Here is a 25,915-nt window from a genome sequence, read left to right as displayed (position 1 = left end):
TTTTGTCGCGTTCGTCGTTGACAAACGGTCGCGAATTAACATAGTTCGCACTCCCTCAGGAACGGGGCTTGCCGAAAGCGAGATTGCGATCCGATCCGATGGTGGGGTGGCCGAGTGGTTAAAGGCAGCAGACTGTAAATCTGCCCGCGTATGCGTACGTAGGTTCGAATCCTACCCCCACCACCACTTGCTGACCGGATCGCGACCGACCGACAAGGTTCTGAAGAGGGTTAGTTTTTCCGGCATCTCCTGGATGCCTCCACGATGCAGCCGACGGGAACGACGAGATGGCCAAGGAGAAATTCGCGCGGACTAAGCCGCACTGCAACATCGGCACGATCGGTCACGTCGACCACGGCAAGACGACGCTGACGGCGGCGATCACGAAGACGCTTGCAGAGTCCGGCGGTGCGACGTTCATGGCGTACGACGCCATCGACAAGGCGCCGGAAGAGAAGGCGCGCGGCATCACGATCTCGACGGCGCACGTTGAGTACGAGACGGCGAACCGTCACTACGCGCATGTGGACTGCCCGGGCCACGCCGACTACGTGAAGAACATGATCACGGGTGCGGCGCAGATGGACGGCGCGATCCTGGTGGTGTCGGCGGCCGACGGCCCGATGCCGCAGACGCGCGAGCACATCCTTCTGGCGCGCCAGGTCGGCGTTCCGGCGCTGGTCGTGTTCATGAACAAGGTCGACCAGGTCGACGACGAGGAGCTTCTGGAGCTGGTCGAGCTCGAGATCCGCGAGCTTCTGTCGTCCTACGAGTTCCCGGGCGACGACATTCCGATCACCAAGGGTTCGGCTCTGGCCGCGCTCGAGGACAGCAACGAGGAGATCGGCCGCAAGGCGATCCTCGCGCTGATGGAGACGGTCGACTCGTACATTCCGACCCCGGAGCGTCCGAAGAACCTGCCGTTCCTGATGCCGATCGAGGACGTGTTCTCGATCTCGGGCCGCGGCACGGTGGTGACCGGCCGTATCGAGCGCGGCATCGTGAAGGTGGGCGAGGAAATCGAGATCGTCGGCATCAAGACGACGGTGAAGACGACCTGCACCGGTGTGGAGATGTTCCGCAAGCTGCTGGACCAGGGCGAGGCGGGCGACAACGTTGGCGTTCTGCTGCGCGGCACCAAGCGCGAGGACGTGGAGCGCGGTCAGGTTCTGGCGAAGCCGGGCTCGATCACGCCGCACACGAAGTTCAAGGCCGAGGCGTACATCCTGACGAAGGAAGAGGGTGGCCGTCACACGCCGTTCTTCACCAACTACCGTCCGCAGTTCTACTTCCGCACGACGGACGTGACCGGGACGGTGACGCTGCCGGAAGGCACCGAGATGGTGATGCCGGGCGACAACATCGCGATGGACGTCGAGCTGATCGCGCCGATCGCCATGGATGACGGCCTGCGCTTCGCCATCCGCGAAGGCGGCCGCACCGTCGGCGCCGGCGTGGTGTCGAAGGTCATCGAGTAATCGGGGGTCATCGGGTAAGCGGAGGCGGGTAACGCTTTTGCAAGGTTAGGAGTGTAGCTCAACTGGTAGAGCACCGGTCTCCAAAACCGGGGGCTGGGGGTTCGAGCCCCTCCACTCCTGCCACTATATAAAGACGTTTCGCGGGCGGCGCCGTCGGGAAACCCGATGGGCGCCATCCGCATTCACGTGTTCGGAATTGGTGCCACAGCGTACCCCGGGGCTTTTCCCGGGACCGTGCGGCGGAGAGCAGAAGCGATGGCGAAGGTGAGTCCCGCCCAGTTCGTGCGTCAGGTGCGACAGGAAGTGTCGCGGGTCACGTGGGCGAGCCGCAAGGAGACGGCCGTGGCCACCCTGATGGTCTTCATCATGGTGTTGCTGGCCTCGGTGTTCTTCTTCGTGGTCGACCAGGTCCTGGCCTGGGGTGTGCAACTGGTACTGGGGCTCGGAGGCTGACATGGCGCAACGATGGTACGTGGTGCAGACCTATTCCGGCTTCGAGAAGAAGGTCGCCCAGTCGATCAACGAGCAGGTCGCCCAGCACGAGTTCGAGGATCTGATCACCGAAGTCCTGGTTCCGACCGAGGAAGTGATCGAGATGCGCCGGGGCGTGAAGGCGACCACCGAACGCAAGTTCTTCCCGGGCTACATCCTGGTCCGGATGGAGCTGACGGACGAGAGCTGGCATCTGGTCAAGTCGCAGCCGAAGGTGGCCGGGTTCGTGGGCGGCAAGAGCCGTCCGATCCCGATCACCGACGCCGAGGCGGACCGTCTGCTGAAGCAGGTCTCCGAGGGCGTGGACCGGCCGAAGCCGTCGATCACCTTCGAGATCGGCGAGCAGGTCCGGGTCTCCGACGGCCCGTTCGCGACGTTCAACGGCCTTGTCGAGGATGTCGACGAGGAGCGGGCGCGTCTGAAAGTTGCGGTGTCGATCTTCGGACGATCGACGCCGGTCGATCTGGAATTCACCCAGGTCGAGAAAACCTGAGCCCGTTCGGGTTCGATCCCGGGACACATGCCCGGGGCCGGAACGGCTCGTTTGTGGACGGCCTGTGGGAGATGACCGCGAAGCCCTGCGGCATCGCACCACGGACCGAAAAGAGGAAGGCAACAGATGGCTAAGAAGATCGTCGGCTATATCAAGCTGGAGATCCCGGCCGGAGCGGCGAACCCGTCTCCGCCGGTGGGTCCGGCTCTCGGTCAACGCGGACTCAACATCATGGAGTTCTGCAAGGCGTTCAACGCCGCGACCGAGAAGATGGAGAAGGGCATGCCGGTGCCGGTGGTGATCACCGCCTACGGCGACCGTACCTTCACCTTCATCACCAAGACCCCGCCGGTGTCCTATTTCCTGAAGAAGGCGTCGAAGGTGGCCAAGGGCTCCCCGACGCCGAACAAGGGCGCGGTCGGCAAGGTCACCCTGGCGCAGGTCAAGGAGATCGCCGAGCAGAAGATGCCGGATCTGAACGCCGTCGACATGGACGGTGCGGTTCAGATGATCAAGGGTTCCGCCCGTTCCATGGGCATCGAAGTGGTGGAGTGAGGCGATCATGGCAAAAACAGGTAAGCGTCTTCGCGCCGCGTACGGCGACCTCGACCGGACGGCCCTCTTCGGCATGGCCGAGGCCATCAAGCTCATCAAGGGCAAGGCCAGCGCCAAGTTCGACGAGACCGTCGAGATCTCGATGAACCTGGGCGTCGACCCGCGTCACTCCGACCAGATGGTCCGCGGCGTCGTCTCGCTGCCGCACGGCACCGGCAAGGACGTGCGCGTCGCCGTCTTCGCCAAGGACGCCAAGGCGGACGAGGCCCGTGCGGCCGGTGCCGAGGTGGTCGGGGCCGAGGATCTGATGGAAGAGATCCAGAATGGCCGGATGGACTTCGACCGCGTGATCGCGACCCCGGACATGATGGCCGTCGTCGGCCGTCTCGGTAAGGTGCTGGGCCCGCGCGGCCTGATGCCGAACCCGAAGCTGGGCACCGTGACCCCGAACGTGGCCGACGCCGTCGCCGCCGCGAAGGCCGGTCAGGTCGAGTTCCGCGTCGAGAAGGCCGGCATCGTCCATGCCGGCATCGGCAAGGCGAGCTTCTCCGAGGATCAGCTGGTCGAGAACGCCACGGCGTTCGTCGATGCGATCCAGAAGGCGAAGCCGACCGGGGCGAAGGGCCACTACATCAAGCGCGTGTCGGTCAGCTCGACCATGGGTCCGGGCATCAAGATCGACACGGCGGCTCTGGGTTCCGCGCCGGCCGCCTAACGCGGCCGCGCTCAAGAGATCGACGGTCCGCGGTCAGCCGCGGGCCGGCGTGAGGGGCGGGAGAGATCCCGTTCCGACCTGTCCGAGACTACGGGCGGCCGCGGCGGAGCGATCCGGAGGGGCCTTAAATTCCGCCCGTACAGACGGGAGCGCCAACGGATACCGGCCCAGCCGGCGATGTTGGACTTCTGGGACAGGCGAACAGGGGCGGCACGAAAGTGTCGTCTTCGTGCAACCGGACCGACGGGCCATGTTCGAAACAGAACGACGGCGCATCGGTTCCAATTGCGGAGATAAGAGGTGAACCGAACCGAAAAGGCCGAGTTGGTCGACTCTCTTCGCACGACGTTCGAAGGCTCCGAAGTCGTCGTCATCACCCATCAGACGGGTCTGACGGTGTCCGAGGTCGAAGGTCTTCGTTCCAACGTCCGTGCGGCCGGGGCCGGCTACAAGGTCACGAAGAATCGGCTCGCCCGTCTTGCTCTGCAGGGCACGCGCTACGAGAACCTGAGCGACCTCTTCACGGGTCCGACGTCGGTGACGACGTCGACCGACCCGGTGGCGGCGGCGAAGGTGATCGTTGAGTTCGCCAATAAGAACGACAAGGTCACCATCGTCGGTGGCGGCCTGGGCGAACGGAAACTCAACATCGATGAGATCAAGGCTCTGGCCAAGACCCCGTCGATCGACGAGTCGCGTGCCAAGCTTGTGGGTCTCCTTCAGACCCCGGCGTCTCGGATGGTTGGTGTGCTTGCCGCACCGGCCGGCCAGATCGCGCGGGTGCTCAAGGCCCACAGCGAGCAGTCGGAGTGAGGGCGGACGAACCGCTCTGTCAACAGAAGTACCAACGTGGAGTGAATTGAAATGGCTGATCTTGCCAAGCTGGTCGACGACCTGTCCGCTCTGACCGTCCTCGAGGCGGCCGAGCTGTCGAAGATGCTCGAGGAGAAGTGGGGCGTGTCCGCCGCTGCTCCGGTCGCGGTCGCCGCGGCTGCTGGTGGTGGCGATGCCGCCCCGGCCGCTGAGGAGAAGACCGAGTTCGACGTGATCCTTGCCTCCGCCGGGGACAAGAAGATCAACGTGATTAAGGAAGTCCGTGCCATCACCGGCCTGGGCCTCAAGGAGGCCAAGGACCTGGTCGAAGGCGCTCCGAAGCCCGTCAAGGAAGGTGCTTCCAAGGAAGAGGCCGAGGAGCTGAAGAAGAAGCTGGAGGAGGCTGGCGCCACCGTCGAGCTGAAGTAATTGAGCTCGATTTCCAGCTAAGGTTCGGGGAGGGAGCGGCGCGCCTGCGTGTCCGCTCCCGACCCGTTTCCTCTTCTCGGCCCGGGGCCGGGCGCCGATTTTCCGGCGCGCCGACCCCGGGCCGAGGCGAGGACCGCCCACCGAAAGACGCGCCGCAGGACCCCGATCAGGGTCTCCCTGCCGGGCGCGCCGAGGTAGGGGTCACCGTTTCGCCCAACGGACAATCCTAAGGTCCGCGGGTCACACGCGAGGTCGAGGTCGCAAGATGGCAGTTTCCGCAGTCGGATCCTTCACCGGTCGTAAGCGCGTTCGCCGGAGCTTTGGTCGCATCCCCGAAGTCGCTCCGATGCCGAACCTCATCGAGGTTCAGAAGAGCTCCTACGACGCCTTTCTGCAGATGGGCATCACCGGGGAAGCCCGGGGCGATGTCGGCCTGCAGGAAGTCTTCAAGTCGGTGTTCCCGATCCGCGACTTCTCCGAGCGCTCCATGCTCGAGTTCGTGCGCTACGAGCTCGAGGAGCCGAAATACGACGTCGAGGAGTGCCAGCAGCGCGGCCTGACCTTCGCCGCGCCGCTGAAGGTCACCCTGCGTCTGGTGGTCTGGGACGTGGACGAGGAGACCGGCTCCAAGTCCATCAAGGACATCAAGGAGCAGGACGTCTACATGGGCGACATGCCCCTGATGACGGCCAACGGCACCTTCGTGGTCAACGGCACCGAGCGCGTCATCGTCAGCCAGATGCACCGCTCGCCGGGCGTCTTCTTCGACCATGACAAGGGCAAGACCCACAGCTCGGGCAAGTACCTGTTCGCCGCCCGGGTGATCCCGTACCGCGGCTCCTGGCTCGACTTCGAGTTCGACGCCAAGGACATCGCCTACGTGCGTATCGACCGTCGCCGCAAGCTCCCGGCGACGACGCTCCTGCTCGCCCTGCTCTCCGACCAGAGCGAGGCCTACATCAAGGCGTGCCACGCCAACGGCGACGACGTGCAGCGCGACAAGGTCGTGGGCATGAGCGCCGAGGACATTCTTGGCACCTTCTACGACAAGGTCACCTACACCCGCGAAGGCGACGGCTGGCGTCTGCCGTTCGACGCCGACCGGATGAAGGGCGCGAAGCTCACCGACGACCTGGTCGACGCCGATACCGGCGAAGTGGTGGCCAAGGCCGGCGACAAGATCACGCCGCGCACCTCGCGCAAGCTGCTCGAGGGCGGCCTGAAGGACATGTTCGTCACCAGCGAGCAGCTGATCGGCCAGTATGTCGGTTCCGACCTGATCGACGAGACGACCGGTCTGGTCCATTGCGACGCCGGCGAGGAAGTCACCGCAGACCTGCTGGAGACCCTGGCCTCCATCGGCGTGACCGAGCTGCCGATCCTGGCGATCGACCACATGAACATCGGCGCCTACATGCGCAACACCCTGGCGCTCGACAAGAACGCCACCCGGGAAGAGGCGCTGGTCGACATCTACCGGGTCATGCGCCCGGGCGAGCCGCCGACCCTCGAGACCGCCGAGGCTCTGTTCGCCGGCCTGTTCTTCGACAGCGAGCGCTACGATCTGTCGGCCGTCGGCCGGGTGAAGATGAACGCGCGTCTCGGCCTGGAGACCCACGATCAGCTCCGCGTGCTCCGCAAGGAGGACATCCTGGCCATCCTCAAGGTCCTGGTCGACCTGAAGGACGGCAAGGGCGAGATCGACGACATCGACCACCTCGGCAACCGCCGCGTCCGGTCGGTCGGCGAGCTCATGGAGAACCAGTACCGCGTCGGCCTGCTGCGCATGGAGCGGGCGATCCGCGAGCGCATGAGCTCCGTCGACATCGACACCGTGATGCCGCACGACCTGATCAATGCCAAGCCGGCGGCGGCGGCGGTGCGCGAGTTCTTCGGTTCCTCGCAGCTCTCGCAGTTCATGGACCAGACCAACCCGCTGTCGGAGATCACCCACAAGCGTCGTCTCTCGGCGCTTGGCCCGGGCGGTCTGACCCGCGAGCGTGCCGGCTTCGAAGTCCGTGACGTGCACCCGACCCACTACGGCCGGATCTGCCCGATCGAGACGCCGGAAGGCCCGAACATCGGCCTGATCAACTCCCTGGCCACCTACGCCCGTGTCAACCAGTACGGCTTCATCGAGACGCCGTACCGCAAGGTGACGGACGGCACGGTGACCAACGAGGTGCGCTACATCTCCGCCATGGAGGAAGGCCGCTACACCATCGCCCAGGCGAACGCGCCGATCGACGCGAACGGCAAGTTCGAAGAGGAGCTGGTTCCGGTCCGCCGTCGTGGCGACTTCGGTCTGGCGCGTCCGGAAGACATCGACATGCTCGACGTCTCGCCGAAGCAGCTGGTGTCCGTCGCCGCGGCGCTCATCCCGTTCCTGGAGAACGATGACGCCAACCGCGCGCTGATGGGCTCGAACATGCAGCGTCAGGCGGTTCCGCTGATCCAGGCCGAGGCGCCGTATGTCGGTACCGGCATGGAAGCGACCGTGGCCCGCGACAGCGGCGTCGCCATCGCCGCCAAGCGGTCCGGCGTGGTCGACCAGGTCGATGCCCAGCGTATCGTTATCCGGGCGAACGAGGACCTGGAAGGCACGGCGTCGAACGTCGACATCTACCGTCTGCTGAAGTTCCAGCGCTCCAACCAGAACACCTGTATCACCCAGCGGCCGCTCGTGGCGGTGGGCGACGTGGTCAGCCGCGGCGACATCATCGCCGACGGTCCGTCCACCGAACTCGGTGAGCTGGCGCTCGGCAAGAACGTGCTCGTCGCGTTCATGCCGTGGAACGGCTACAACTTCGAGGACTCGATCCTGATCTCCGAACGCATCGTCCGCGACGACGTGTTCACCTCGATCCATATCGAGGAATTTGAGATCATGGCCCGCGATACCAAGCTGGGTCAGGAAGAGATCACCCGGGACATCCCGAACGTCGGCGAAGAGGCTCTGAAGAACCTCGACGAGGCGGGCATCGTCTATATCGGTGCCGAGGTGAACCCGAGCGACATCCTGGTCGGCAAGGTCACGCCGAAGGGCGAGTCGCCGATGACGCCGGAAGAGAAGCTTCTCCGCGCGATCTTCGGCGAGAAGGCCTCCGACGTCCGCGACACCTCGCTGAAGGTCCCGCCGGGCGTGACCGGCACGGTCGTCGAGGTGCGGGTGTTCTCGCGCCGCGGCGTCGACAAGGACGAGCGTAGCCAGGCCATCGAGCGCTCGGAGATCGAGCGTCTCGCCAAGGACCGCGACGACGAGCGCGCGATCCTGGAGCGTGGCTTCTTCGACCGTCTGAAGGAACTTCTGATGGGCAAGACCGCCACCGGCGGTCCGAAGGGCTTCAAGGGCGGCGTCGCGCTGTCCGAGGAGATCTTCGCCCAGTACACCCCGGGCCAGTGGCGCCAGTTCGTCGTCGATGACGACAAGCTGATGGACTACCTGGAGGGCCTGAAGGAGCACTTCGACAAGTCGATCGAGCAGCTCAAGGACCGGTTCGACAACAAGGTCGACAAGCTGCAGCGCGGCGACGAGCTGCCGCCGGGCGTCATGAAGATGGTCAAGGTCTTCGTCGCGGTGAAGCGCAAGCTGCAGCCGGGCGACAAGATGGCCGGCCGTCACGGTAACAAGGGCGTCATCTCCAAGATCAACCCGATCGAGGACATGCCCTATCTGGACGACGGCACCGCCGTCGACATCGTGCTGAACCCGCTGGGCGTGCCGTCGCGCATGAACGTCGGGCAGATCCTGGAGACCCACCTCGGGTGGGCGGCGGCCGGTCTTGGCCGTCAGATCCGCGAGATGCTCGAGAACATGGGCAAGGACGCCCGCGCGGCCGACCTGCGCGAGAAGCTCAAGGGCATCTATTCCGACGACGAATACAGTCAGAAGATCGATCCGTTGCAGGACAACGAGATCGTCGAGATGTCCCGCAACCTGCGCCGCGGCGTTCCCTTTGCGACGCCGGTTTTTGACGGTGCCCGTGAAGAGGACATCGTCGGAATGCTGGAGCGTGCCGGTCTGCAGTCCAGCGGTCAGGTCGACCTCTGGGACGGCCGGACGGGCGAGCAGTTCGACCGACGGGTGACAGTGGGCTATATTTACATGCTCAAGCTGCACCACCTGGTGGACGACAAGATCCATGCGCGCTCCATCGGCCCGTACAGCCTGGTCACCCAGCAGCCGCTGGGCGGTAAGGCGCAGTTCGGCGGTCAGCGCTTCGGTGAGATGGAGGTCTGGGCCCTTGAAGCCTACGGCGCCGCCTACACCTTGCAGGAGATGCTGACGGTGAAGTCCGACGACGTGTCCGGTCGTACCAAGGTCTACGAGGCGATCGTCCGTGGCGACGACAACTTCGAGGCCGGTATTCCGGAATCCTTCAACGTTCTGGTGAAGGAACTGCGTTCGCTCGGACTGAACGTCGAGCTGAACCAGGAGGAGTACTGACGCCGGCGGCGGCCGCGAAGGCGGCCGCATCGGTGTAGTTGCCGGCCTACAGGCCCCCGCGGATAGCGTCCCGGGGGCCGGGCCGGTCTGAAGGTCCGGGGACGCCCGGATCCGCAAACAGCGCCAGTGGCGCGAGGAGTGCTTCGATGAACGAGTTGGTGAACATCTTCGGTCAGCCGAGCGGCCCGCAGAGCTTCGACAATATCCAGATCTCGATCGCGAGCCCGGATCGCGTGAAGTCGTGGTCGTTCGGCGAGATCAAGAAGCCGGAGACCATCAACTACCGGACCTTCAAGCCGGAGCGCGACGGTCTGTTCTGCGCCCGGATCTTCGGTCCGATCAAGGATTACGAGTGCTTGTGCGGCAAGTACAAGCGCATGAAGTACCGCGGCATCATCTGCGAGAAGTGCGGCGTCGAAGTCACGCTCTCCAAGGTCCGCCGCGAGCGCATGGGCCATATCGACCTGGCCTCGCCGGTCGCCCATATCTGGTTCCTGAAGTCCCTGCCGAGCCGCATCGGTCTGCTGCTCGACATGACCCTGAAGGACCTGGAGCGGGTTCTGTACTTCGAGAACTTCGTGGTCACCGACCCGCTGCTCTCGCCGCTGAAGGAGAAGCAGCTCCTCAGCGAGGAGGAGTACTACCAGGCGCAGGACGATTACGGCGAGGACGCCTTCGTCGCCCAGATCGGCGCCGAGGCCCTGAAGACCATGCTGTCCCGCCTCGACATGGAAGTCGAGCAGGAGACCGTGCGCGTGGAGTTGCGGGAAACCGGCTCGGAAGCCAAGCGCAAGAAGCTGGTCAAGCGTCTGAAGATCATCGAGGCGTTCCAGGAGTCCAACTCCCGTCCGGAATGGATGATCCTGGACGTGGTGCCGGTCATTCCGCCGGAACTGCGCCCGCTCGTCCCGCTGGACGGCGGCCGCTTCGCGACCTCCGACCTGAACGACCTGTACCGCCGGGTGATCAACCGGAACAACCGCCTGAAGCGCCTGATGGAGCTTCGCGCGCCGGACATCATCGTGCGCAACGAGAAGCGCATGCTGCAGGAGGCCGTCGACGCGCTGTTCGACAACGGCCGCCGCGGCCGCGTCATCACCGGCGCCAATAAGCGTCCGCTGAAGTCCCTCAGCGACATGCTGAAGGGTAAGCAGGGCCGCTTCCGTCAGAACCTGCTCGGCAAGCGCGTCGACTACTCCGGCCGGTCGGTCATCGTGGTCGGTCCGGACCTGATGCTGCACCAGTGCGGCCTGCCGAAGAAGATGGCGCTGGAGCTGTTCAAGCCGTTCATCTACTCCAAGCTCGAGCTCTACGGCATGGCGAGCACGATCAAGGCCGCCAAGCGCATGGTCGAGAAGGAGCGTCCCGAAGTGTGGGACATCCTGGAAGAGGTGATCCGCGAGCACCCGGTCATGCTGAACCGGGCGCCGACCCTGCACCGTCTCGGCATTCAGGCGTTCGAGCCGAAGCTGGTCGAGGGCAAGGCGATCCAGCTGCACCCGCTGGTCTGCACGGCCTTCAACGCCGACTTCGACGGCGACCAGATGGCGGTCCACGTGCCGCTGTCGCTGGAAGCCCAGCTCGAAGCCCGCGTGCTCATGATGTCGACCAACAACATCCTGAGCCCGGCCAACGGCAAGCCGATCATCGTGCCGTCCCAGGACATCGTTCTGGGCCTGTACTACCTGACCATGGAGCGGAACAACCAGCCGGGCGAGGGCATGGCCTTCGCCGATCCGGCCGAGGTGGATCACGCGGTCGATACCGGTGTCGTCAACCTGCACACCAAGGTGAAGGCCCGCGTCACGACCTATGACGAGAACGGCGAGAAGGTGACCAAGCGCGTGGAAACCACGCCGGGCCGCCTGAAGCTGGCTCTGCTGCTCCCCGACAATCCGAAGCTGCGCTTCGAGATGATCAATCGCCTGATGACGAAGAAGGAAGTCTCCAACGTCATCGACATGGTGTACCGCCACTGCGGCCAGAAGGAGACGGTGATCTTCGCCGACCGCCTGATGGGCCTCGGCTTCGGTCACGCCTGCCGCGCGGGCATCTCGTTCGGCAAGGACGACCTGGTCATCCCCGAGGCCAAGCAGGGCCTCGTCGATCAGGCGAACGAGGAGGTCAAGCAGTTCGAGCAGCAGTATCTCGACGGCCTGATCACCCAGGGCGAGAAGTACAACAAGGTCGTCGACGTCTGGTCGCGCTGCACCGATCAGGTGGCCGAAGAGATGATGGCGGTCATTAAGGAAGACGACGGCATCAACCCGGTGAACGCCGTGTGGATGATGGCGCATTCCGGTGCCCGTGGTTCCGCCGCCCAGATCAAGCAGCTCGCCGGTATGCGCGGCCTCATGGCCAAGCCGTCGGGCGAGATCATCGAGACGCCGATCATCTCGAACTTCAAGGAAGGCCTGACCGTGCTCGAGTACTTCAACTCGACCCACGGTGCCCGTAAGGGTCTGGCCGACACGGCGCTCAAGACCGCGAACTCGGGGTACCTGACCCGCCGTCTGGTCGACGTGGCCCAGGACTGCATCATCACCGAAGTCGATTGCGGCACCGAGCGCGGCCTGACCGTGCGCGCCGTGATCGACGGCGGCGAGGTGATCGAGAATCTCGGCGACCGTATCCTCGGCCGCACCACCCTGGAGGACGTCCTCGACCCGCTCAGCGGCGACGTGGTCGTCAAGAAGGGCGAGATCATCGACGAGGCCCTGGTCGAGGCGGTCGAACGCGCCGGCATCGACTCGGTGCTGATCCGCTCGGTCCTGACCTGCAAGACCCATCCGGGCGTCTGCGCGGCCTGCTACGGCCGTGACCTGGCGCGCGGGACGCCGGTGAATATCGGCGAGGCGGTCGGCGTCATCGCCGCCCAGTCCATCGGCGAGCCGGGCACCCAGCTCACCATGCGGACGTTCCACATCGGCGGCGCCGCCCAGCGCGGTGCCGAGCAGTCCACCGTCGAGGCGTCGATCGGCGCTCAGGTGAAGCTGCACAACCGTAACGTCGTCACCAACTCCGACGGCGTGCTGGTGGTCATGAGCCGGAACACCGAGATCATCCTGGCCGACGAGCAGGGCCGCGAGCGCGCACGCCACCGCGTGCCGTACGGGGCCAAGCTCCTGGTCGACGACGGCGTCATGGTCGAGCCGGGCCAGAAGATGGCCGAGTGGGATCCGTACACCATTCCGATCATCACCGAGCGGGAAGGTATCGCCCACTACGTCGATCTCGTGGACGGCCTGTCCATGCGCGAGGTCACCGACGAGGCGACGGGTATCTCGTCCCGCGTCGTGGTCGACTGGAAGCAGCAGCCGCGCGGCAACGATCTGAAGCCGCGTGTCACCCTGCGTGACGAGGCCGGCGAGGTGGTACAGCTCGCCAACGGCCTGGAGGCCCGCTACTTCATGTCGGTCGACGCCATCCTGTCGGTCGAGAACGGCGCCCAGGTGAAGGCGGGCGACGTGCTGGCGCGTATCCCGCGCGAGTCGTCGAAGACCCGCGACATCACCGGTGGTCTGCCGCGCGTGGCCGAGCTGTTCGAGGCACGGCGTCCGAAGGACTTCGCGGTCATCGCGGAGGCCGACGGCCGGGTCGAGTTCGGCAAGGACTACAAGACCAAGCGTCGGGTCGTCGTCCGTCCGGTCGAGGAGGGCGCGGACCCGATCGAATACATGATCCCGAAGGGCAAGCACTTGGCGGTGCACGAGGGCGACTTCGTGCAGAAGGGTGACATGCTGCTCGACGGGGCGCGCGTCCCGCACGACATCCTGAACATCATGGGCGTCGAGGCGCTGGCCGACTATCTCATCAACGAGATCCAGGAGGTCTACCGTCTGCAGGGCGTGAAGATTAACGACAAGCACATCGAGGTGATCGTTCGCCAGATGCTGCAGAAGGTCGAAGTGATGGAGGCCGGCGACACCACGCTGCTGCTCGGCGAGACCATCGACCGCGACGAGTACGAGGAGGCCAACGAGAAGGCCCTGGCGGAGAACCTCCGTCCGGCCGTGGCCAAGCCGGTGCTCCAGGGCATCACCAAGGCGTCGCTGCAGACCAAGTCGTTCATCTCCGCCGCGTCGTTCCAGGAGACCACCCGCGTCCTCACCGAGGCGGCGGTTTCCGGCAAGCACGACAGCCTCGACGGTCTCAAGGAGAACGTCATCGTCGGCCGCCTGATCCCGGCCGGTACGGGCAGCGTGATGAATCGCCTGCGCCGAGTCGCCGCCGATCGCGACCGTGCGCTGGCCCCGGCCGCTCCGGCGGCCCCCGCGGACGACGCAGCCAAGCTGCCGGCCGAGGGCGAGGTGACCGCCGCCGAGTAAGTCCGGCCGCGGTCTCTGGGAAAGAAAATTGGGTATTCCGGGAGCTTTGGTTCCCGGAATACCCGAAATCGACGACCAAATCGGTCCAATTAGGCGGGCCGATAATCCGCTTGACCCCTGAAGGGCGCATCAATAGTATCCGCGCACTTTGAAACGGGGGCCCAGCTGTTCCCCCGGGTGTGCCGCCGCTGGCGGTTTAGGCCCGGGAGACTTGAACGCGGTCACCGCGCGAAGAGTCGAATATGAGAAGCGTCCGGCGGGTCCCGTCTTGTGGCGCATGGTTCAAACGAACCGCCCCCATGGGATTCCCCGTGGAGGGGTTCGTGTTTGTGGTTAAGAGGGTCGACGCATGCCGACGATCAATCAGCTGATCCGCCAGGGTCGTAAGGTTCCGGTAGCACGGAACAAGGTTCCCGCCCTGCAGGCGTGCCCGCAGAAGCGCGGCGTGTGCACGCGTGTGTACACGACCACCCCGAAGAAGCCGAACTCCGCCCTGCGTAAGGTCGCCCGCGTGCGCCTGACCAACGGGTACGAGGTCATCAGCTACATTCCGGGTGAAGGCCATAACCTTCAGGAGCACTCGGTGGTCATGATCCGCGGCGGTCGCGTCAAGGACTTGCCGGGTGTGCGCTATCACATCATCCGCGGCACGCTCGATACCCAGGGCGTGAAGGACCGTCGCCAGCGTCGTTCGAAGTACGGCGCCAAGCGCCCGAAGTAAGGAGTATTAGGAATGTCGCGTCGCCACCGCGCGGAAAAGCGTCCGGTTCTGCCGGATGCCAAGTTTGGGGACCAGGTCGTCTCCAAGTTCATGAGCTGCCTGATGTACGACGGCAAGCGCTCGGTCGCCGAGGGCATCGTTTACGGTGCGTTCGACGTCCTGCAGAAGCGTGCCGGCGGTGAGCCGGTCCGGACCTTCCATGAGGCCCTGGACAATGTGAAGCCGCATGTCGAGGTCCGCTCCCGCCGCGTCGGTGGTGCCACCTATCAGGTCCCGGTCGAGGTTCGCCCCGAGCGCGCCCAGGCCCTGGCCATCCGGTGGCTGATCGACGCCGCGCGCAAGCGCTCCGAGAAGACGATGGTCCAGCGGCTCTCCGGTGAGCTGCAGGACGCGGCCCAGAACCGCGGCACCGCGGTCAAGAAGCGGGAAGACACCCACCGCATGGCCGACGCCAACAAGGCGTTTTCTCACTACCGCTGGTAACAGCTACTGGCATCTGGGGACGGGCTGGCGTATAGACCGGCCCGTTCCTTATTACATATAGCGGCCGTGACCCTAGCGGCCGGAACCTCAAATCGACGAGGACGCGAGTCATGCCCCGCACTCATCCGCTCGAAATGTATCGCAATATCGGCATCATGGCGCACATTGATGCCGGCAAGACGACGACGACCGAGCGTATCCTGTACTACACCGGCCGGTCCTACAAGATCGGCGAAGTCCACGATGGCAACGCCACCATGGACTGGATGGAGCAGGAGCAGGAGCGCGGCATCACCATCACGTCCGCCGCGACCACGTGCTTCTGGCGCGACTACCGCATCAACATCATCGACACCCCGGGCCACGTCGACTTCACCATTGAGGTCGAGCGCTCCCTGCGCGTGCTGGACGGCGCTGTCACGGTGTTCGACAGCGTCGCCGGCGTCGAGCCGCAGTCCGAGACCGTGTGGCGCCAGGCCGACAAGTACGGCGTGCCGCGCATCTGCTTCGTGAACAAGATGGACCGCATTGGCGCCGACTTCTTCCGCTGCGTGCGGATGATGGTCGACCGTCTCGGCGCCACGCCGATGGTCATGCAGCTGCCGATCGGCGTCGAGTCCGATTTCGTCGGTCTCGTCGATCTGGTGACCATGAAGGCCACCCGCTGGCTGGACGAGTCGCTGGGCGCGCAGTTCGAGATCGAGGACATCCCGGCCGACATGATGGACCAGGCGACGGAATACCGTCAGAAGCTGGTCGAGCTGGCCGTCGAGATGGACGACGCCGCGATGGAGAAGTACCTCGAGGGCGAAGAGCCGTCCGAGGAGGTCCTTCGCGCCTGCATCCGCAAGGGTGTGATGATCAGCGCGTTCGTCCCCGTGTTCCTGGGCTCGGCCTTCAAGAACAAGGGCGTGCAGCCGCTGCTCGACGCCGTTGTCGACTACCTGCCGTCCCCGACCGACGTCGAGGCCATCAAGGGCGTCTCCGTCGACGGCGAGACCGAGATGAAGCGCCGGTCGTCCGACGACGAGCCGTTCGCGGCCCTGGCGTTCAAGATCATGAACGACCCGTTCGTCGGCTCTCTGACCTTCGTGCGCGTCTACTCCGGCGTCCTGGAGACCGGTTCGGCGGTGCTGAACACGGTGAAGGACAACCGCGAGCGCGTCGGCCGTATGCTGCTGATGCACTCCAACAACCGTGAAGACGTCAAGGAAGCGCGCGCCGGCGACATCGTCGCCATCGCGGGCCTGAAGAACACCACCACGGGCGACACCCTGTGCGATCCGCTGAAGCCGGTCATCCTGGAGCGTATGGAGTTCCCGGATCCCGTCATCGAGGTTGCCGTCGAGCCGAAGACCAAGAGCGACCAGGAGAAGATGGGCGTCGCCCTGAACCGCCTCGCCGCCGAGGACCCGTCCTTCCGCGTCACGTCGGACCCGGAGAGCGGCCAGACCGTGATCAAGGGCATGGGCGAGCTCCATCTCGAGATCCTGGTCGACCGCATGCGGCGCGAGTTCAAGGTCGACGCCAATGTCGGCGCCCCGCAGGTCGCCTACCGCGAGTCGATCACCAAGACCGCCGAGGTCGATTACACCCACAAGAAGCAGACCGGTGGCTCGGGCCAGTTCGCCCGCGTGAAGCTGACCTTCTCTCCGCAGGAGCGCGGCGAGGGCTTCGTGTTCGAGAACACCATCGTCGGTGGCTCGGTGCCGCGCGAATACATCCCGGGCGTCGAGAAGGGCCTGAAGTCGGCCCTGGACACCGGCGTGCTCGCCGGCTTCCCGGTGGTCGACGTGAAGGTCATGCTGACCGACGGTGCCTACCATGACGTGGACTCCAGCGTGCTGGCGTTCGAAATCGCGTCCCGCGCGGCGTTCAAGGAAGGCATTGCCAAGGCCGGTCCGGTTCTGCTGGAGCCGATCATGAAGGTTGAGGTTGTGACGCCCGACGACTACATGGGCGACATCATCGGCGACCTGAACAGCCGCCGTGGCCAGGTGAGCGGCATGGATCAGCGCGGCAACGCCCGCGTCGTCGATGCCATGGTGCCGCTGGCCAACATGTTCGGTTACGTGAATACCCTGCGCTCCATGAGCCAGGGCCGGGCGCAGTACACCATGCAGTTCGACCACTACGAGCCTGTTCCGCAGGCGGTCGCGGACGAGGTGCGGGCGAAGATGGCCTGACCGGCCACGCCCGCACGCAGTCACTAGCCCATAACGTCACCCCCTTTTTCGTACGGAGCATATTGGGATGGCCAAGGAGAAATTCGCGCGGACTAAGCCGCACTGCAACATCGGCACGATCGGTCACGTCGACCACGGCAAGACGACGCTGACGGCGGCGATCACGAAGACGCTTGCAGAGTCCGGCGGTGCGACGTTCATGGCGTACGACGCCATCGACAAGGCGCCGGAAGAGAAGGCGCGCGGCATCACGATCTCGACGGCGCACGTTGAGTACGAGACGGCGAACCGTCACTACGCGCATGTGGACTGCCCGGGCCACGCCGACTACGTGAAGAACATGATCACGGGTGCGGCGCAGATGGACGGCGCGATCCTGGTGGTGTCGGCGGCCGACGGCCCGATGCCGCAGACGCGCGAGCACATCCTTCTGGCGCGCCAGGTCGGCGTTCCGGCGCTGGTCGTGTTCATGAACAAGGTCGACCAGGTCGACGACGAGGAGCTTCTGGAGCTGGTCGAGCTCGAGATCCGCGAGCTTCTGTCGTCCTACGAGTTCCCGGGCGACGACATTCCGATCACCAAGGGTTCGGCTCTGGCCGCGCTCGAGGACAGCAACGAGGAGATCGGCCGCAAGGCGATCCTCGCGCTGATGGAGACGGTCGACTCGTACATTCCGACCCCGGAGCGTCCGAAGAACCTGCCGTTCCTGATGCCGATCGAGGACGTGTTCTCGATCTCGGGCCGCGGCACGGTGGTGACCGGCCGTATCGAGCGCGGCATCGTGAAGGTGGGCGAGGAAATCGAGATCGTCGGCATCAAGACGACGGTGAAGACGACCTGCACCGGTGTGGAGATGTTCCGCAAGCTGCTGGACCAGGGCGAGGCGGGCGACAACGTCGGCGTTCTGCTGCGCGGCACCAAGCGCGAGGACGTGGAGCGCGGTCAGGTTCTGGCGAAGCCGGGCTCGATCACGCCGCACACGAAGTTTAAGGCCGAGGCGTACATCCTGACGAAGGAAGAGGGTGGCCGTCACACGCCGTTCTTCACCAACTACCGTCCGCAGTTCTACTTCCGTACGACGGACGTGACCGGGACGGTGACGCTGCCGGAAGGCACCGAGATGGTGATGCCGGGCGACAACATCGCGATGGACGTCGAACTGATCGCGCCGATCGCCATGGATGACGGCCTGCGCTTCGCCATCCGCGAAGGCGGCCGTACCGTCGGCGCCGGCGTGGTGTCGAAGGTCATCGAGTAAATCCTCACCCTTCGGTGAGACCGGACGGGAGCGCTTCGGCGCTCCCGTTTGCGTTTGTAGCCCCGGCTGACGCCGCCGGACGGCGCGTGGTGACCTGGACCCTCGGCCGGCCGGCGGCCGGGCTCCATGGCCTCTGTATGACCCGGGATGGCCGAGCCGGCGGCGGGCTCGACGGCGGGCTCGCCGCGGCGCCGGTCTCCGAGACGGGGGAGACTCCATACGGGCGGGAGACTCGCCGCCGATGCGCACACCGTGCGGCCTGGTACCAAGATCGGGTGTCGGGCCGGCTGCCGCACCCCATATCCTGATCGATTACGCGGACGGCACCGGCAGCGGTCGAAGCGGATAGATCCCGGTGCAATTCGCGTAAGGTTCTTGCGGGTTTCCGGGTCGGCGGGGGAACCGCCACAAAACTGAAATTCGCACTTGACGACCGGCGCACCCATCAATAGGTTCCGCCCACCTTTGGGGACTGGCTGTGACCAAAACCGCTCGGTTCGGGTCAGACGCAGTCTCAAGTTTTTAAGACACCAATCCCCAAAAGGCCGAAGGCGGAAGCGCAGAGTTATTGCGCATCCGCATTTTTTTCTGTGCGGTGCCCGGTTATCCGGTGAGCGCGCGGTAATAACGGCCGGTTGGCCAACGAGGTTGAGAGTAGCGGAAAGATGGACAGTCAAAACATCCGCATCCGCCTGAAGGCGTTCGATCACCGGGTCCTCGACCAGTCGACCGGTGAAATCGTGAACACCGCCAAGCGCACAGGTGCGCGTGTGCGGGGTCCCATTCCGCTGCCGACCCGGATTGAACGGTTCACCGTTCTGCGGGGTCCGCACGTTGACAAGAAGAGCCGGGAACAGTTCGAGATCCGTACCCATAAGCGGGTTCTCGACATCGTTGACCCGACCCCGCAGACCGTGGACGCGCTGATGAAGCTCGACCTGGCCTCCGGTGTCGACGTCGAGATCAAGCTCTGAGGGGACGGGAACGATGCGTTCAGGATTGATCGCTCAGAAGGTCGGGATGACCCGCGTGTTCACCGAAGAAGGTGCGCACGTTCCGGTCACCGTGCTGAAAGTCGACAGCTGTCAGGTTGTCGCTCAGCGGACCCAGGAGAGGGACGGCTACACCGCGGTGCAGCTTGGCGCCGGTGTGCGCAAGGTGAAACGCACGACGCAGCCGATGCGCGGCCACTTCGCCAAGGCGAAGGTCGAGCCGAAGCGCAAGGTCGTCGAGTTCCGGGTGGCCGACGACGCGCTGATCGAGGTGGGGGCCGAGCTGTCGGCCGACCATTTCATCGCCGGGCAGAAGGTCGATGTGACGGGTACGTCCATCGGTAAGGGCTTCGCCGGTGTCATGAAGCGCCACAATTTCGGTGGTCTGCGGGCTTCGCACGGCGTGTCGCTGTCGCACCGCTCGCACGGTTCCACCGGTAACAACCAGGATCCGGGCCGCGTCTTCAAAGGTAAGAAGATGGCCGGTCACATGGGTGACGAGCGCGTCACCACCCAGAACCTGACGGTCGTCGCCACCGATCCGGCGCGCGGTCTGATCCTCGTGCGTGGCTCCGTGCCGGGCTCCGAGGGCGGTTGGGTGATGATCCGCGACGCCGTCAAGGCGGGCATGCCGGAAGGCGCGCCGTATCCGGCCGCGCTGAAGGCTGCCGGTGCCGACGAGGCCGCGAACGAGGAGGAGGCTGGTGCCGCCCTGCTCGAGCAGGCTTCCGAAGCGATGGGCGATGCCGCCGATCCGACCTTGGCCGAGGGCGCTGCGGTGCCGGACGCGCCGGCGGAAGACGACGCCGAGAAGAAGGACTGAGGTCATGAAGATTGACGTCACAAACCTCGACGCGGAGAAGACCGGCGAGATCGATCTCGACGAGTCGATCTTCGGTCTCGACCCGCGCCAGGACATCCTGGCCCGCATGGTGAACTGGCAGCTCGCCAAGCGCCGCAGCGGCAACCACAAGGTCAAGACGATCTCCGAGATCTCGGGGACGACCAAGAAGCCGTTCCGTCAGAAGGGTACCGGCCGTGCGCGTGCCGGCTCCCTGCGCGCCACCCAGTATCGTGGCGGTCAGACGGTTCACGGTCCGGTGGTCCGCGATCACTCGCACGACCTGACCAAGAAGTTCCGCAAGCTCGGTCTGAAGACCGCGCTGTCGGCGAAGGCCAAGGCCGGCCAGCTGATCATCATCGACGAGGCGTCCGCCGCCGAGCCGAAGACGAAGGCGCTGGCCGAGAAGTTCAAGAAGCTCGGCTGGTCCTCGGTCCTGGTGATCGACGGCGATGCCGTGAACGAGAACTTCGCGCGGGCCGCGCGCAACATTCCTCTGGTGGATCTGCTGCCGCAGCAGGGCGCCAACGTCTACGACATTCTCCGCCGCGACACTCTGGTCCTGACCAAGGGTGCGGTTGAGCAGCTGGAGGCGCGCCTGAAATGAGCATCCGTCCTTACAAGCCGAAGGCGGGCAAGGTCAGCGACGAGCGGGCCTACGAACTGATCCGCCGACCGATCGTGACCGAGAAGTCGACCCGTGGGTCCGAGTTCGGCCAGGTGACCTTCGAGGTCCCGGTCAACGCGGCGAAGCCGGAGATCAAGCAGGCCATCGAGCGTCTGTTCGACGTGAAGGTGACCGCGGTCAATACGCTTCTGGTCAAAGGCAAGACCAAGCGGTTCCGGGGCCGTCCGGGCCGTCGTTCCGACTATAAGAAGGCCGTCGTCACGCTCGCCGAGGGCCAGACGATCGACCTGATGGCGGGGGTGTGAACCCATGGCTTTGAAGTCCTTTAATCCGACGACCCCGTCGCAGCGCCAGCTGGTCATCGTTGACCGCTCCGAGCTGTGGTCCGGTAAGCCGGTCAAGAAGCTCACCGAAGGTCTGACCAAGAAGGCCGGCCGCAACAACACCGGGCGCATCACCACGCGCCGCCGGGGCGGCGGTCACAAGCGGACCTACCGGATCGTCGACTTCAAGCGTCGGAAGTTCGACGTCGTCGGCACCGTGGAGCGTCTCGAGTACGATCCGAACCGGACCGCGTTCATCGCCCTCATCACCTATGAGGACGGCGATCAGGCCTACATTCTGGCGCCGCAGCGCCTCGGCGTCGGCGACAAGGTCGTCGCCGGCGAGCGGGTCGATGTGAAGCCGGGCAATGCGATGCCGCTGCGCAGCATTCCGGTCGGCACGATCGTGCACAACGTCGAGATGAAGCCGGAGAAGGGTGGGCAGCTGGCCCGTTCCGCCGGCACCTACGTCCAGATCGTCGGCCGTGACTCCGGTTACGCCCTGCTCCGTCTGGCCTCCGGCGAAGTCCGCATGGTGCGCTCCGAGTGCATGGCGACCGTCGGTGCGGTGTCGAACCCGGACCAGCAGAACATCAACATCGGCAAGGCCGGCCGCAATCGGTGGCTGGGCAAGCGTCCGGCCGTGCGCGGCGTCGCGATGAACCCGGTCGATCACCCCCATGGCGGTGGTGAAGGTCGGACCTCGGGCGGTCGTCATCCGGTTACCCCGTGGGGCAAGCCGACCAAGGGCAAGAAGACGCGCAACAACAAGGCGACCGATAAGCTCATCGTTCGCCGGCGCCGGAAGTAAGGAGAAGTTCGGTGGCTCGATCCGTTTGGAAGGGACCGTTCGTCGACGGCTACCTGATGAAGAAGGCCGAAAAGTCGCGCGAGTCCGGTCGCAACGAGGTCATCAAGACCTGGTCGCGCCGTTCGACGATCATGCCGCAGTTCGTCGGCCTGACCTTCGGCGTGCACAACGGCCAGAAATTCGTTCCGGTTCTCGTGAGCGAGAACATGGTCGGGCACAAGTTTGGCGAGTTCTCGCCGACGCGTACCTATTACGGCCACATGGCCGACAAGAAGTCGCGTCGCTGAGGCTGAGAGGAGCAGGCAATGGGCAAGCAGGCTGCCGAACGGCAACTTGACGATACTGAAGCGAAGGCTGTGCTGCGCAATCTGCGCATCAGCCCGCAGAAGCTGAATCTGGTCGCCCAAATGATCCGCGGGCAGCGGGCCGACAAGGCGCTGGCCACTCTGGCCTTCTCGAAGCGCCGGATCGCTCGCGACGTAAAGAAGCTGCTGGAGTCGGCGATCGCGAACGCCGAGAACAACCACCAGCTCGATGTCGACCGGCTCTTCGTCAAGGAGGCCTATGTCGGCAAGAGCATCGTGATGAAGCGCTTCCGTCCGCGCGCCCGGGGTCGGGTGGGCAAGATCGTGAAGCCGTTCTCCCACATCACCGTGGTGGTGCGCGAGCGCGAGGAGCAGGACTGATGGGTAATAAGGTCAATCCGATCGGGCTGCGGCTCGGCATCAACCGCACCTGGGACTCGCGCTGGTTCGCGGGCAAGGGCTATGCCGACCTGCTGCACCAGGACATCAAGCTGCGCCAGTACCTGACCAAGCGTCTGCGTCAGGCCGGTGTGAGCCGCATCGTCATCGAGCGTCCGGCCAAGCGCGCCCGCATCACCATCTACTCGGCGCGTCCGGGCGTGGTGATCGGCAAGAAGGGCACGGATATCGAGAAGCTCCGTCAGGACCTCTCGAAGATGACCAACACCGACGTGGCGCTGAACATCGTCGAGATCCGCAAGCCGGAAATCGACGCGCAGCTCGTCGCCGAGAACATCGCCCAGCAGCTGGAGCGCCGCGTGGCATTCCGCCGGGCCATGAAGCGGGCCGTTCAGTCCGCCATGCGCCTGGGTGCCCTGGGGATCCGGATCAACTGCGGCGGCCGTCTGGGTGGCGCTGAAATCGCGCGGACCGAGTGGTACCGCGAGGGCCGGGTGCCGCTGCACACGCTGCGCGCCGAGATCGATTACGGCGAGGCGACCGGTTTCACCACCTACGGCACCTGCGGTGTCAAGGTGTGGGTGTTCAAGGGCGAGGTGCTTGCCCACGATCCGATGGCGCAGGACAAGCGCCTGGCCGAGCAGCAGCCGGGTTCCGGCGGCGGCGATCGTCGCTAACCGTCCGCTGAGAGGAGAAGACAATGCTGTCCCCGAAGCGCACAAAGTTCCGTAAGGCCCATAAGGGCCGCATCCATGGCCTGGCCAAGGGTGGGACGGCGCTGAACTTCGGCGCCTACGGTTTGAAGGCGACCACGCCCGCGCGTGTCACCGCCCGCCAGATCGAGGCTGCCCGTCGTGCGATCACCCGACACATCCGCCGCGCCGGTCGCGTGTGGATCCGGATTTTCCCGGATGTGCCGGTGTCGAGCAAGCCGGCCGAGGTCCGCATGGGTAAGGGTAAGGGCTCTCCGGAGTTCTGGGTCTGCCGTGTGAAGCCGGGCCGTATCATGTTCGAACTGGATGGTGTTCCGAAGGATCTGGCCGAGGAGGCGTTCCGCCTCGCTGCCATGAAGCTTCCGGTCGACACCCGGTTCGTGACCCGTCTGGGCGAGTGAGTCGGAGGAGTTAAAGATGGCAAACAAGATTGCCGAGGATCTCCGGACGAAGTCGCCGGACCAGTTGAAGGATCAGCTGCTGCAGCTGCGTAAGGAGGCGTTCAATCTGCGCTTCCAGCGGGCGAACGGACAGCTCGAGAACTCCGATCGGATGCGTCAGGTTCGGCGCGAGATCGCGACAGTTAAGACGATCATGGGCGAGAAGGCCCGCGCCGGGGCTTCGGCCTGAAGTACCGGTCAAGGGGTTAGGAGAAAGCAATGCCGAGGCGTGTTCTTCAGGGCACCGTCGTCAGCGACAAGGGCGACAAGACGGTGGTCGTGAACGTCCAGCGGCGGGTCATGCATCCGCTCTACAAGAAGTTCATCACCCGCTCCAAGCGGTTCTCGGCTCACGACCCTGAGAACCGGTTCAAGCAGGGCGACATGGTGCGCATCATCGAGTGCGCACCGGTTTCGAAAAACAAGCGGTTCGCGGTCGTCTACGACGACGCCGCGGCCGGCGCGTGACCCGGACCTAGGAGGACAGGTCATGATTCAGATGCAGACGAACCTCGACGTCGCGGACAATTCCGGCGCTCGGCGGGTGCAGTGCATCAAGGTGCTCGGCGGCTCGAAGCGCAAGGTCGCTTCGGTCGGCGATGTCATCGTGGTGTCCGTGAAGGAAGCGATTCCCCGGGGCCGCGTGAAGAAGGGTGACGTCCATCGCGCCGTCATCGTTCGCACGGCCAAGGAAATTCGCCGTCAGGACGGTACCGCGATCCGGTTCGATACCAACGCCGCCGTGCTGATCAACAAGCAGGGCGAGCCGATCGGTACGCGTATCTTCGGCCCGGTGACCCGTGAACTGCGTGCGAAGAAGTTCATGAAGATCATTTCGCTCGCTCCGGAGGTGTTGTGATGGCCGCGCGCGTTAAGAAGGGCGACCGGGTGATCGTCACCACCGGCCGCGACAAGGGCAAGCAGGGCGAAGTCCTGCGTGTGATCCCGTCGGAAAACCGCGTGGTCGTGCAGGGCGTGAACATGATCAAGCGCCATACGCGTCCGAGCCAGACCACCCAGGGTGGCATCGTGGAGCGCGAGGCGTCGATGGATCTGTCCAACGTGATGCACGTGGATCCGAAATCCGGCGAAGCGACCCGCATTCGTTTCGAAGAGCGCGACGGCAAGAAGGTTCGTGTCGCGAAGCGCTCCGGCGAGACGATCGACGCTGACTCGGCGGCGAGGTAAGGCAAGATGGCTCGATTGTACGAAGAATACACCAAGTCGATCCGCCCGGACCTGCAGTCCGCGTTCGGCTACTCCAACGTCCACGAGGTTCCGGCGATCGACAAGATCGTGCTGAACATGGGCGTCGGCGAGGCGGTGAGCGACAGCAAGAAGATCCAGGCTGCACTCGACGAGATGACCCGGATCGCCGGCCAGAAGCCGGTCGTGACCCGCGCCAAGAAGTCGATCGCCGGCTTCAAGCTGCGCGAGGGCATGCCGATCGGCGTCAAGGTGACCCTGCGCCGCGAGCGGATGTACGAGTTTCTGGATCGCCTGGTGAACATCGCGCTCCCGCGGGTGCGTGACTTCCGTGGGTTGAACCCGAAGAGCTTTGACGGCCGTGGCAACTATTCCATGGGCATCAAGGAGCAGATCGTGTTTCCGGAAATCGACTACGACAAGGTCGACAACATCCGGGGCATGGACATCATCGTGGTGACCACGGCGAAGACGGACGACGAAGCGCGCGAACTGCTCAAGCGCTTCCAGTTTCCGTTCGTCAATTGATCGAGGTCGGAGGACGACATGGCTAAGAAGAGCGCTGTTGAAAAGAACAACGCCCGTCGCAAGCTGCAGAGCCAGCAGGCCGCCAAGCGCGCGCGCCTGAAGGCGACTGCGATGGACCGGTCGCTGCCGATCGAGGAACGTTTTGCTGCGCAGCTCAAGATGCAGCAGCTTCCGAAGAACGGTGCGAAGGAACGCATTCGCAACCGTTGCGAACTCACCGGACGCCCGCGCGGCGTCTATCGCAAGTTCAAGCTTTCGCGGATCGCGCTGCGGGATCTCGGCTCTACGGGCCAGATTCCGGGCCTGGTCAAGTCGAGCTGGTAAGAGGGAG

Annotated in this window: 27 protein-coding genes, 2 tRNA genes and 1 pseudogene; all 30 read left to right on the top strand. The window is 64.8% G+C overall.

Translation table 11 applies throughout. The annotated features are described in order from the left end of the window. Positions 1-100: 100 nt before the first annotated feature. Positions 101-186: transfer RNA gene (locus T8K17_RS24885), tRNA-Tyr, on the top strand. A 101-nt stretch (positions 187-287) separates the two neighbouring features. Further along, positions 288-1,478, top strand: a complete 1,191-nt coding sequence (tuf, locus tag T8K17_RS24880; RefSeq protein ID WP_322332397.1) for an elongation factor Tu — start codon at positions 288-290, stop codon at positions 1,476-1,478. A 47-nt stretch (positions 1,479-1,525) separates the two neighbouring features. Further along, a tRNA-Trp gene (locus T8K17_RS24875) sits at positions 1,526-1,601 on the top strand. Positions 1,602-1,733: 132 nt separating this feature from the next. Then, positions 1,734-1,931, top strand: a complete 198-nt coding sequence (gene secE / locus T8K17_RS24870; RefSeq protein ID WP_028795271.1) for a preprotein translocase subunit SecE — start codon at positions 1,734-1,736, stop codon at positions 1,929-1,931. Between the two features lies 1 nt (position 1,932). Next, positions 1,933-2,463, top strand: a complete 531-nt coding sequence (gene nusG / locus T8K17_RS24865) for a transcription termination/antitermination protein NusG (RefSeq protein ID WP_322332405.1) — start codon at positions 1,933-1,935, stop codon at positions 2,461-2,463. 126 nt (positions 2,464-2,589) lie between these two features. After that, positions 2,590-3,018 carry a 50S ribosomal protein L11 gene (gene rplK / locus T8K17_RS24860; protein ID WP_322332404.1) on the top strand — a complete coding sequence of 143 codons (429 nt, stop codon included), beginning with the start codon at positions 2,590-2,592 and terminating at the stop codon, positions 3,016-3,018. 7 nt (positions 3,019-3,025) lie between these two features. Next, positions 3,026-3,733, top strand: coding sequence for a 50S ribosomal protein L1 (gene rplA / locus T8K17_RS24855; protein WP_322332403.1), 708 nt, complete (start codon positions 3,026-3,028; stop codon positions 3,731-3,733). 300 nt (positions 3,734-4,033) lie between these two features. After that, complete coding sequence (gene rplJ, locus T8K17_RS24850) at positions 4,034-4,546, top strand: 50S ribosomal protein L10 (protein WP_322332402.1); 513 nt, start codon at positions 4,034-4,036, stop codon at positions 4,544-4,546. A gap of 51 nt (positions 4,547-4,597) precedes the next feature. Next, positions 4,598-4,975 carry a 50S ribosomal protein L7/L12 gene (rplL, locus tag T8K17_RS24845; protein WP_322332401.1) on the top strand — a complete coding sequence of 126 codons (378 nt, stop codon included), beginning with the start codon at positions 4,598-4,600 and terminating at the stop codon, positions 4,973-4,975. A gap of 265 nt (positions 4,976-5,240) precedes the next feature. Beyond that, positions 5,241-9,422: a DNA-directed RNA polymerase subunit beta gene (rpoB, locus tag T8K17_RS24840; protein WP_322332400.1), complete on the top strand. Its 4,182-nt coding sequence runs from the start codon at positions 5,241-5,243 to the stop codon at positions 9,420-9,422. A gap of 146 nt (positions 9,423-9,568) precedes the next feature. Further along, the gene (rpoC, locus tag T8K17_RS24835) at positions 9,569-13,750 is read left to right on the top strand and encodes a DNA-directed RNA polymerase subunit beta' (RefSeq protein WP_322332399.1); all 4,182 of its coding nucleotides are present in this window, start codon (positions 9,569-9,571) and stop codon (positions 13,748-13,750) included. Between the two features lie 349 nt (positions 13,751-14,099). Continuing rightward, the gene (rpsL, locus tag T8K17_RS24830; RefSeq protein ID WP_028795263.1) at positions 14,100-14,471 is read left to right on the top strand and encodes a 30S ribosomal protein S12; all 372 of its coding nucleotides are present in this window, start codon (positions 14,100-14,102) and stop codon (positions 14,469-14,471) included. Positions 14,472-14,483: 12 nt separating this feature from the next. Further along, positions 14,484-14,954, top strand: a complete 471-nt coding sequence (rpsG, locus tag T8K17_RS24825; RefSeq protein ID WP_028795262.1) for a 30S ribosomal protein S7 — start codon at positions 14,484-14,486, stop codon at positions 14,952-14,954. Positions 14,955-15,064: 110 nt separating this feature from the next. Then, a complete protein-coding gene (gene fusA / locus T8K17_RS24820; protein WP_322332398.1) occupies positions 15,065-17,140 on the top strand; it encodes an elongation factor G in 2,076 nt (691 codons plus the stop codon). Between the two features lie 67 nt (positions 17,141-17,207). After that, on the top strand, positions 17,208-18,398 hold the full coding sequence (tuf, locus tag T8K17_RS24815; RefSeq protein WP_322332397.1) for an elongation factor Tu: 1,191 nt from the start codon (positions 17,208-17,210) through the stop codon (positions 18,396-18,398). A 665-nt stretch (positions 18,399-19,063) separates the two neighbouring features. Next, positions 19,064-19,372, top strand: coding sequence for a 30S ribosomal protein S10 (gene rpsJ / locus T8K17_RS24810; protein ID WP_028795259.1), 309 nt, complete (start codon positions 19,064-19,066; stop codon positions 19,370-19,372). 13 nt (positions 19,373-19,385) lie between these two features. Beyond that, a pseudogene (gene rplC, locus T8K17_RS24805) lies at positions 19,386-20,072 on the top strand (50S ribosomal protein L3); the annotation flags it as partial. Positions 20,073-20,217: 145 nt separating this feature from the next. After that, a complete protein-coding gene (gene rplD, locus T8K17_RS24800) occupies positions 20,218-20,838 on the top strand; it encodes a 50S ribosomal protein L4 (RefSeq protein ID WP_322332396.1) in 621 nt (206 codons plus the stop codon). Next, a complete protein-coding gene (locus tag T8K17_RS24795) occupies positions 20,835-21,164 on the top strand; it encodes a 50S ribosomal protein L23 (protein WP_051244947.1) in 330 nt (109 codons plus the stop codon). The genes rplD and T8K17_RS24795 overlap by 4 nt, the downstream gene beginning before the upstream one ends. A gap of 4 nt (positions 21,165-21,168) precedes the next feature. After that, on the top strand, positions 21,169-21,993 hold the full coding sequence (rplB, locus tag T8K17_RS24790) for a 50S ribosomal protein L2 (protein ID WP_322332395.1): 825 nt from the start codon (positions 21,169-21,171) through the stop codon (positions 21,991-21,993). 11 nt (positions 21,994-22,004) lie between these two features. Beyond that, complete coding sequence (rpsS, locus tag T8K17_RS24785; protein ID WP_322332394.1) at positions 22,005-22,280, top strand: 30S ribosomal protein S19; 276 nt, start codon at positions 22,005-22,007, stop codon at positions 22,278-22,280. Between the two features lie 18 nt (positions 22,281-22,298). Then, a complete protein-coding gene (gene rplV, locus T8K17_RS24780; RefSeq protein WP_322332393.1) occupies positions 22,299-22,679 on the top strand; it encodes a 50S ribosomal protein L22 in 381 nt (126 codons plus the stop codon). Continuing rightward, entirely contained in the window at positions 22,679-23,374 is a 696-nt protein-coding gene (gene rpsC, locus T8K17_RS24775) for a 30S ribosomal protein S3 (protein ID WP_322332392.1), read from the top strand. The genes rplV and rpsC overlap by 1 nt, the downstream gene beginning before the upstream one ends. Positions 23,375-23,397: 23 nt before the next feature. Beyond that, positions 23,398-23,811: a 50S ribosomal protein L16 gene (gene rplP / locus T8K17_RS24770; protein ID WP_028795251.1), complete on the top strand. Its 414-nt coding sequence runs from the start codon at positions 23,398-23,400 to the stop codon at positions 23,809-23,811. Between the two features lie 16 nt (positions 23,812-23,827). Next, positions 23,828-24,040 carry a 50S ribosomal protein L29 gene (gene rpmC, locus T8K17_RS24765; protein ID WP_322332391.1) on the top strand — a complete coding sequence of 71 codons (213 nt, stop codon included), beginning with the start codon at positions 23,828-23,830 and terminating at the stop codon, positions 24,038-24,040. A gap of 29 nt (positions 24,041-24,069) precedes the next feature. After that, entirely contained in the window at positions 24,070-24,318 is a 249-nt protein-coding gene (gene rpsQ, locus T8K17_RS24760) for a 30S ribosomal protein S17 (RefSeq protein WP_322332390.1), read from the top strand. A 22-nt stretch (positions 24,319-24,340) separates the two neighbouring features. After that, the gene (gene rplN / locus T8K17_RS24755) at positions 24,341-24,709 is read left to right on the top strand and encodes a 50S ribosomal protein L14 (protein WP_322332389.1); all 369 of its coding nucleotides are present in this window, start codon (positions 24,341-24,343) and stop codon (positions 24,707-24,709) included. Then, positions 24,706-25,038, top strand: a complete 333-nt coding sequence (gene rplX / locus T8K17_RS24750; RefSeq protein WP_322332388.1) for a 50S ribosomal protein L24 — start codon at positions 24,706-24,708, stop codon at positions 25,036-25,038. Before rplN ends, rplX begins: the two co-directional genes overlap by 4 nt. 6 nt (positions 25,039-25,044) lie before the next feature. Beyond that, positions 25,045-25,584, top strand: a complete 540-nt coding sequence (gene rplE, locus T8K17_RS24745) for a 50S ribosomal protein L5 (RefSeq protein WP_322332387.1) — start codon at positions 25,045-25,047, stop codon at positions 25,582-25,584. A gap of 18 nt (positions 25,585-25,602) precedes the next feature. After that, positions 25,603-25,908 carry a 30S ribosomal protein S14 gene (rpsN, locus tag T8K17_RS24740; RefSeq protein WP_028795245.1) on the top strand — a complete coding sequence of 102 codons (306 nt, stop codon included), beginning with the start codon at positions 25,603-25,605 and terminating at the stop codon, positions 25,906-25,908. Positions 25,909-25,915 lie beyond the last annotated feature (7 nt).

The organism is Thalassobaculum sp. OXR-137 (assembly GCF_034377285.1).
Lineage (GTDB): Bacteria > Pseudomonadota > Alphaproteobacteria > Thalassobaculales > Thalassobaculaceae > Thalassobaculum.
Note: the sequence above shows the minus strand (reverse complement) of the source record. Positions and strands in the feature narration are given on the sequence as shown.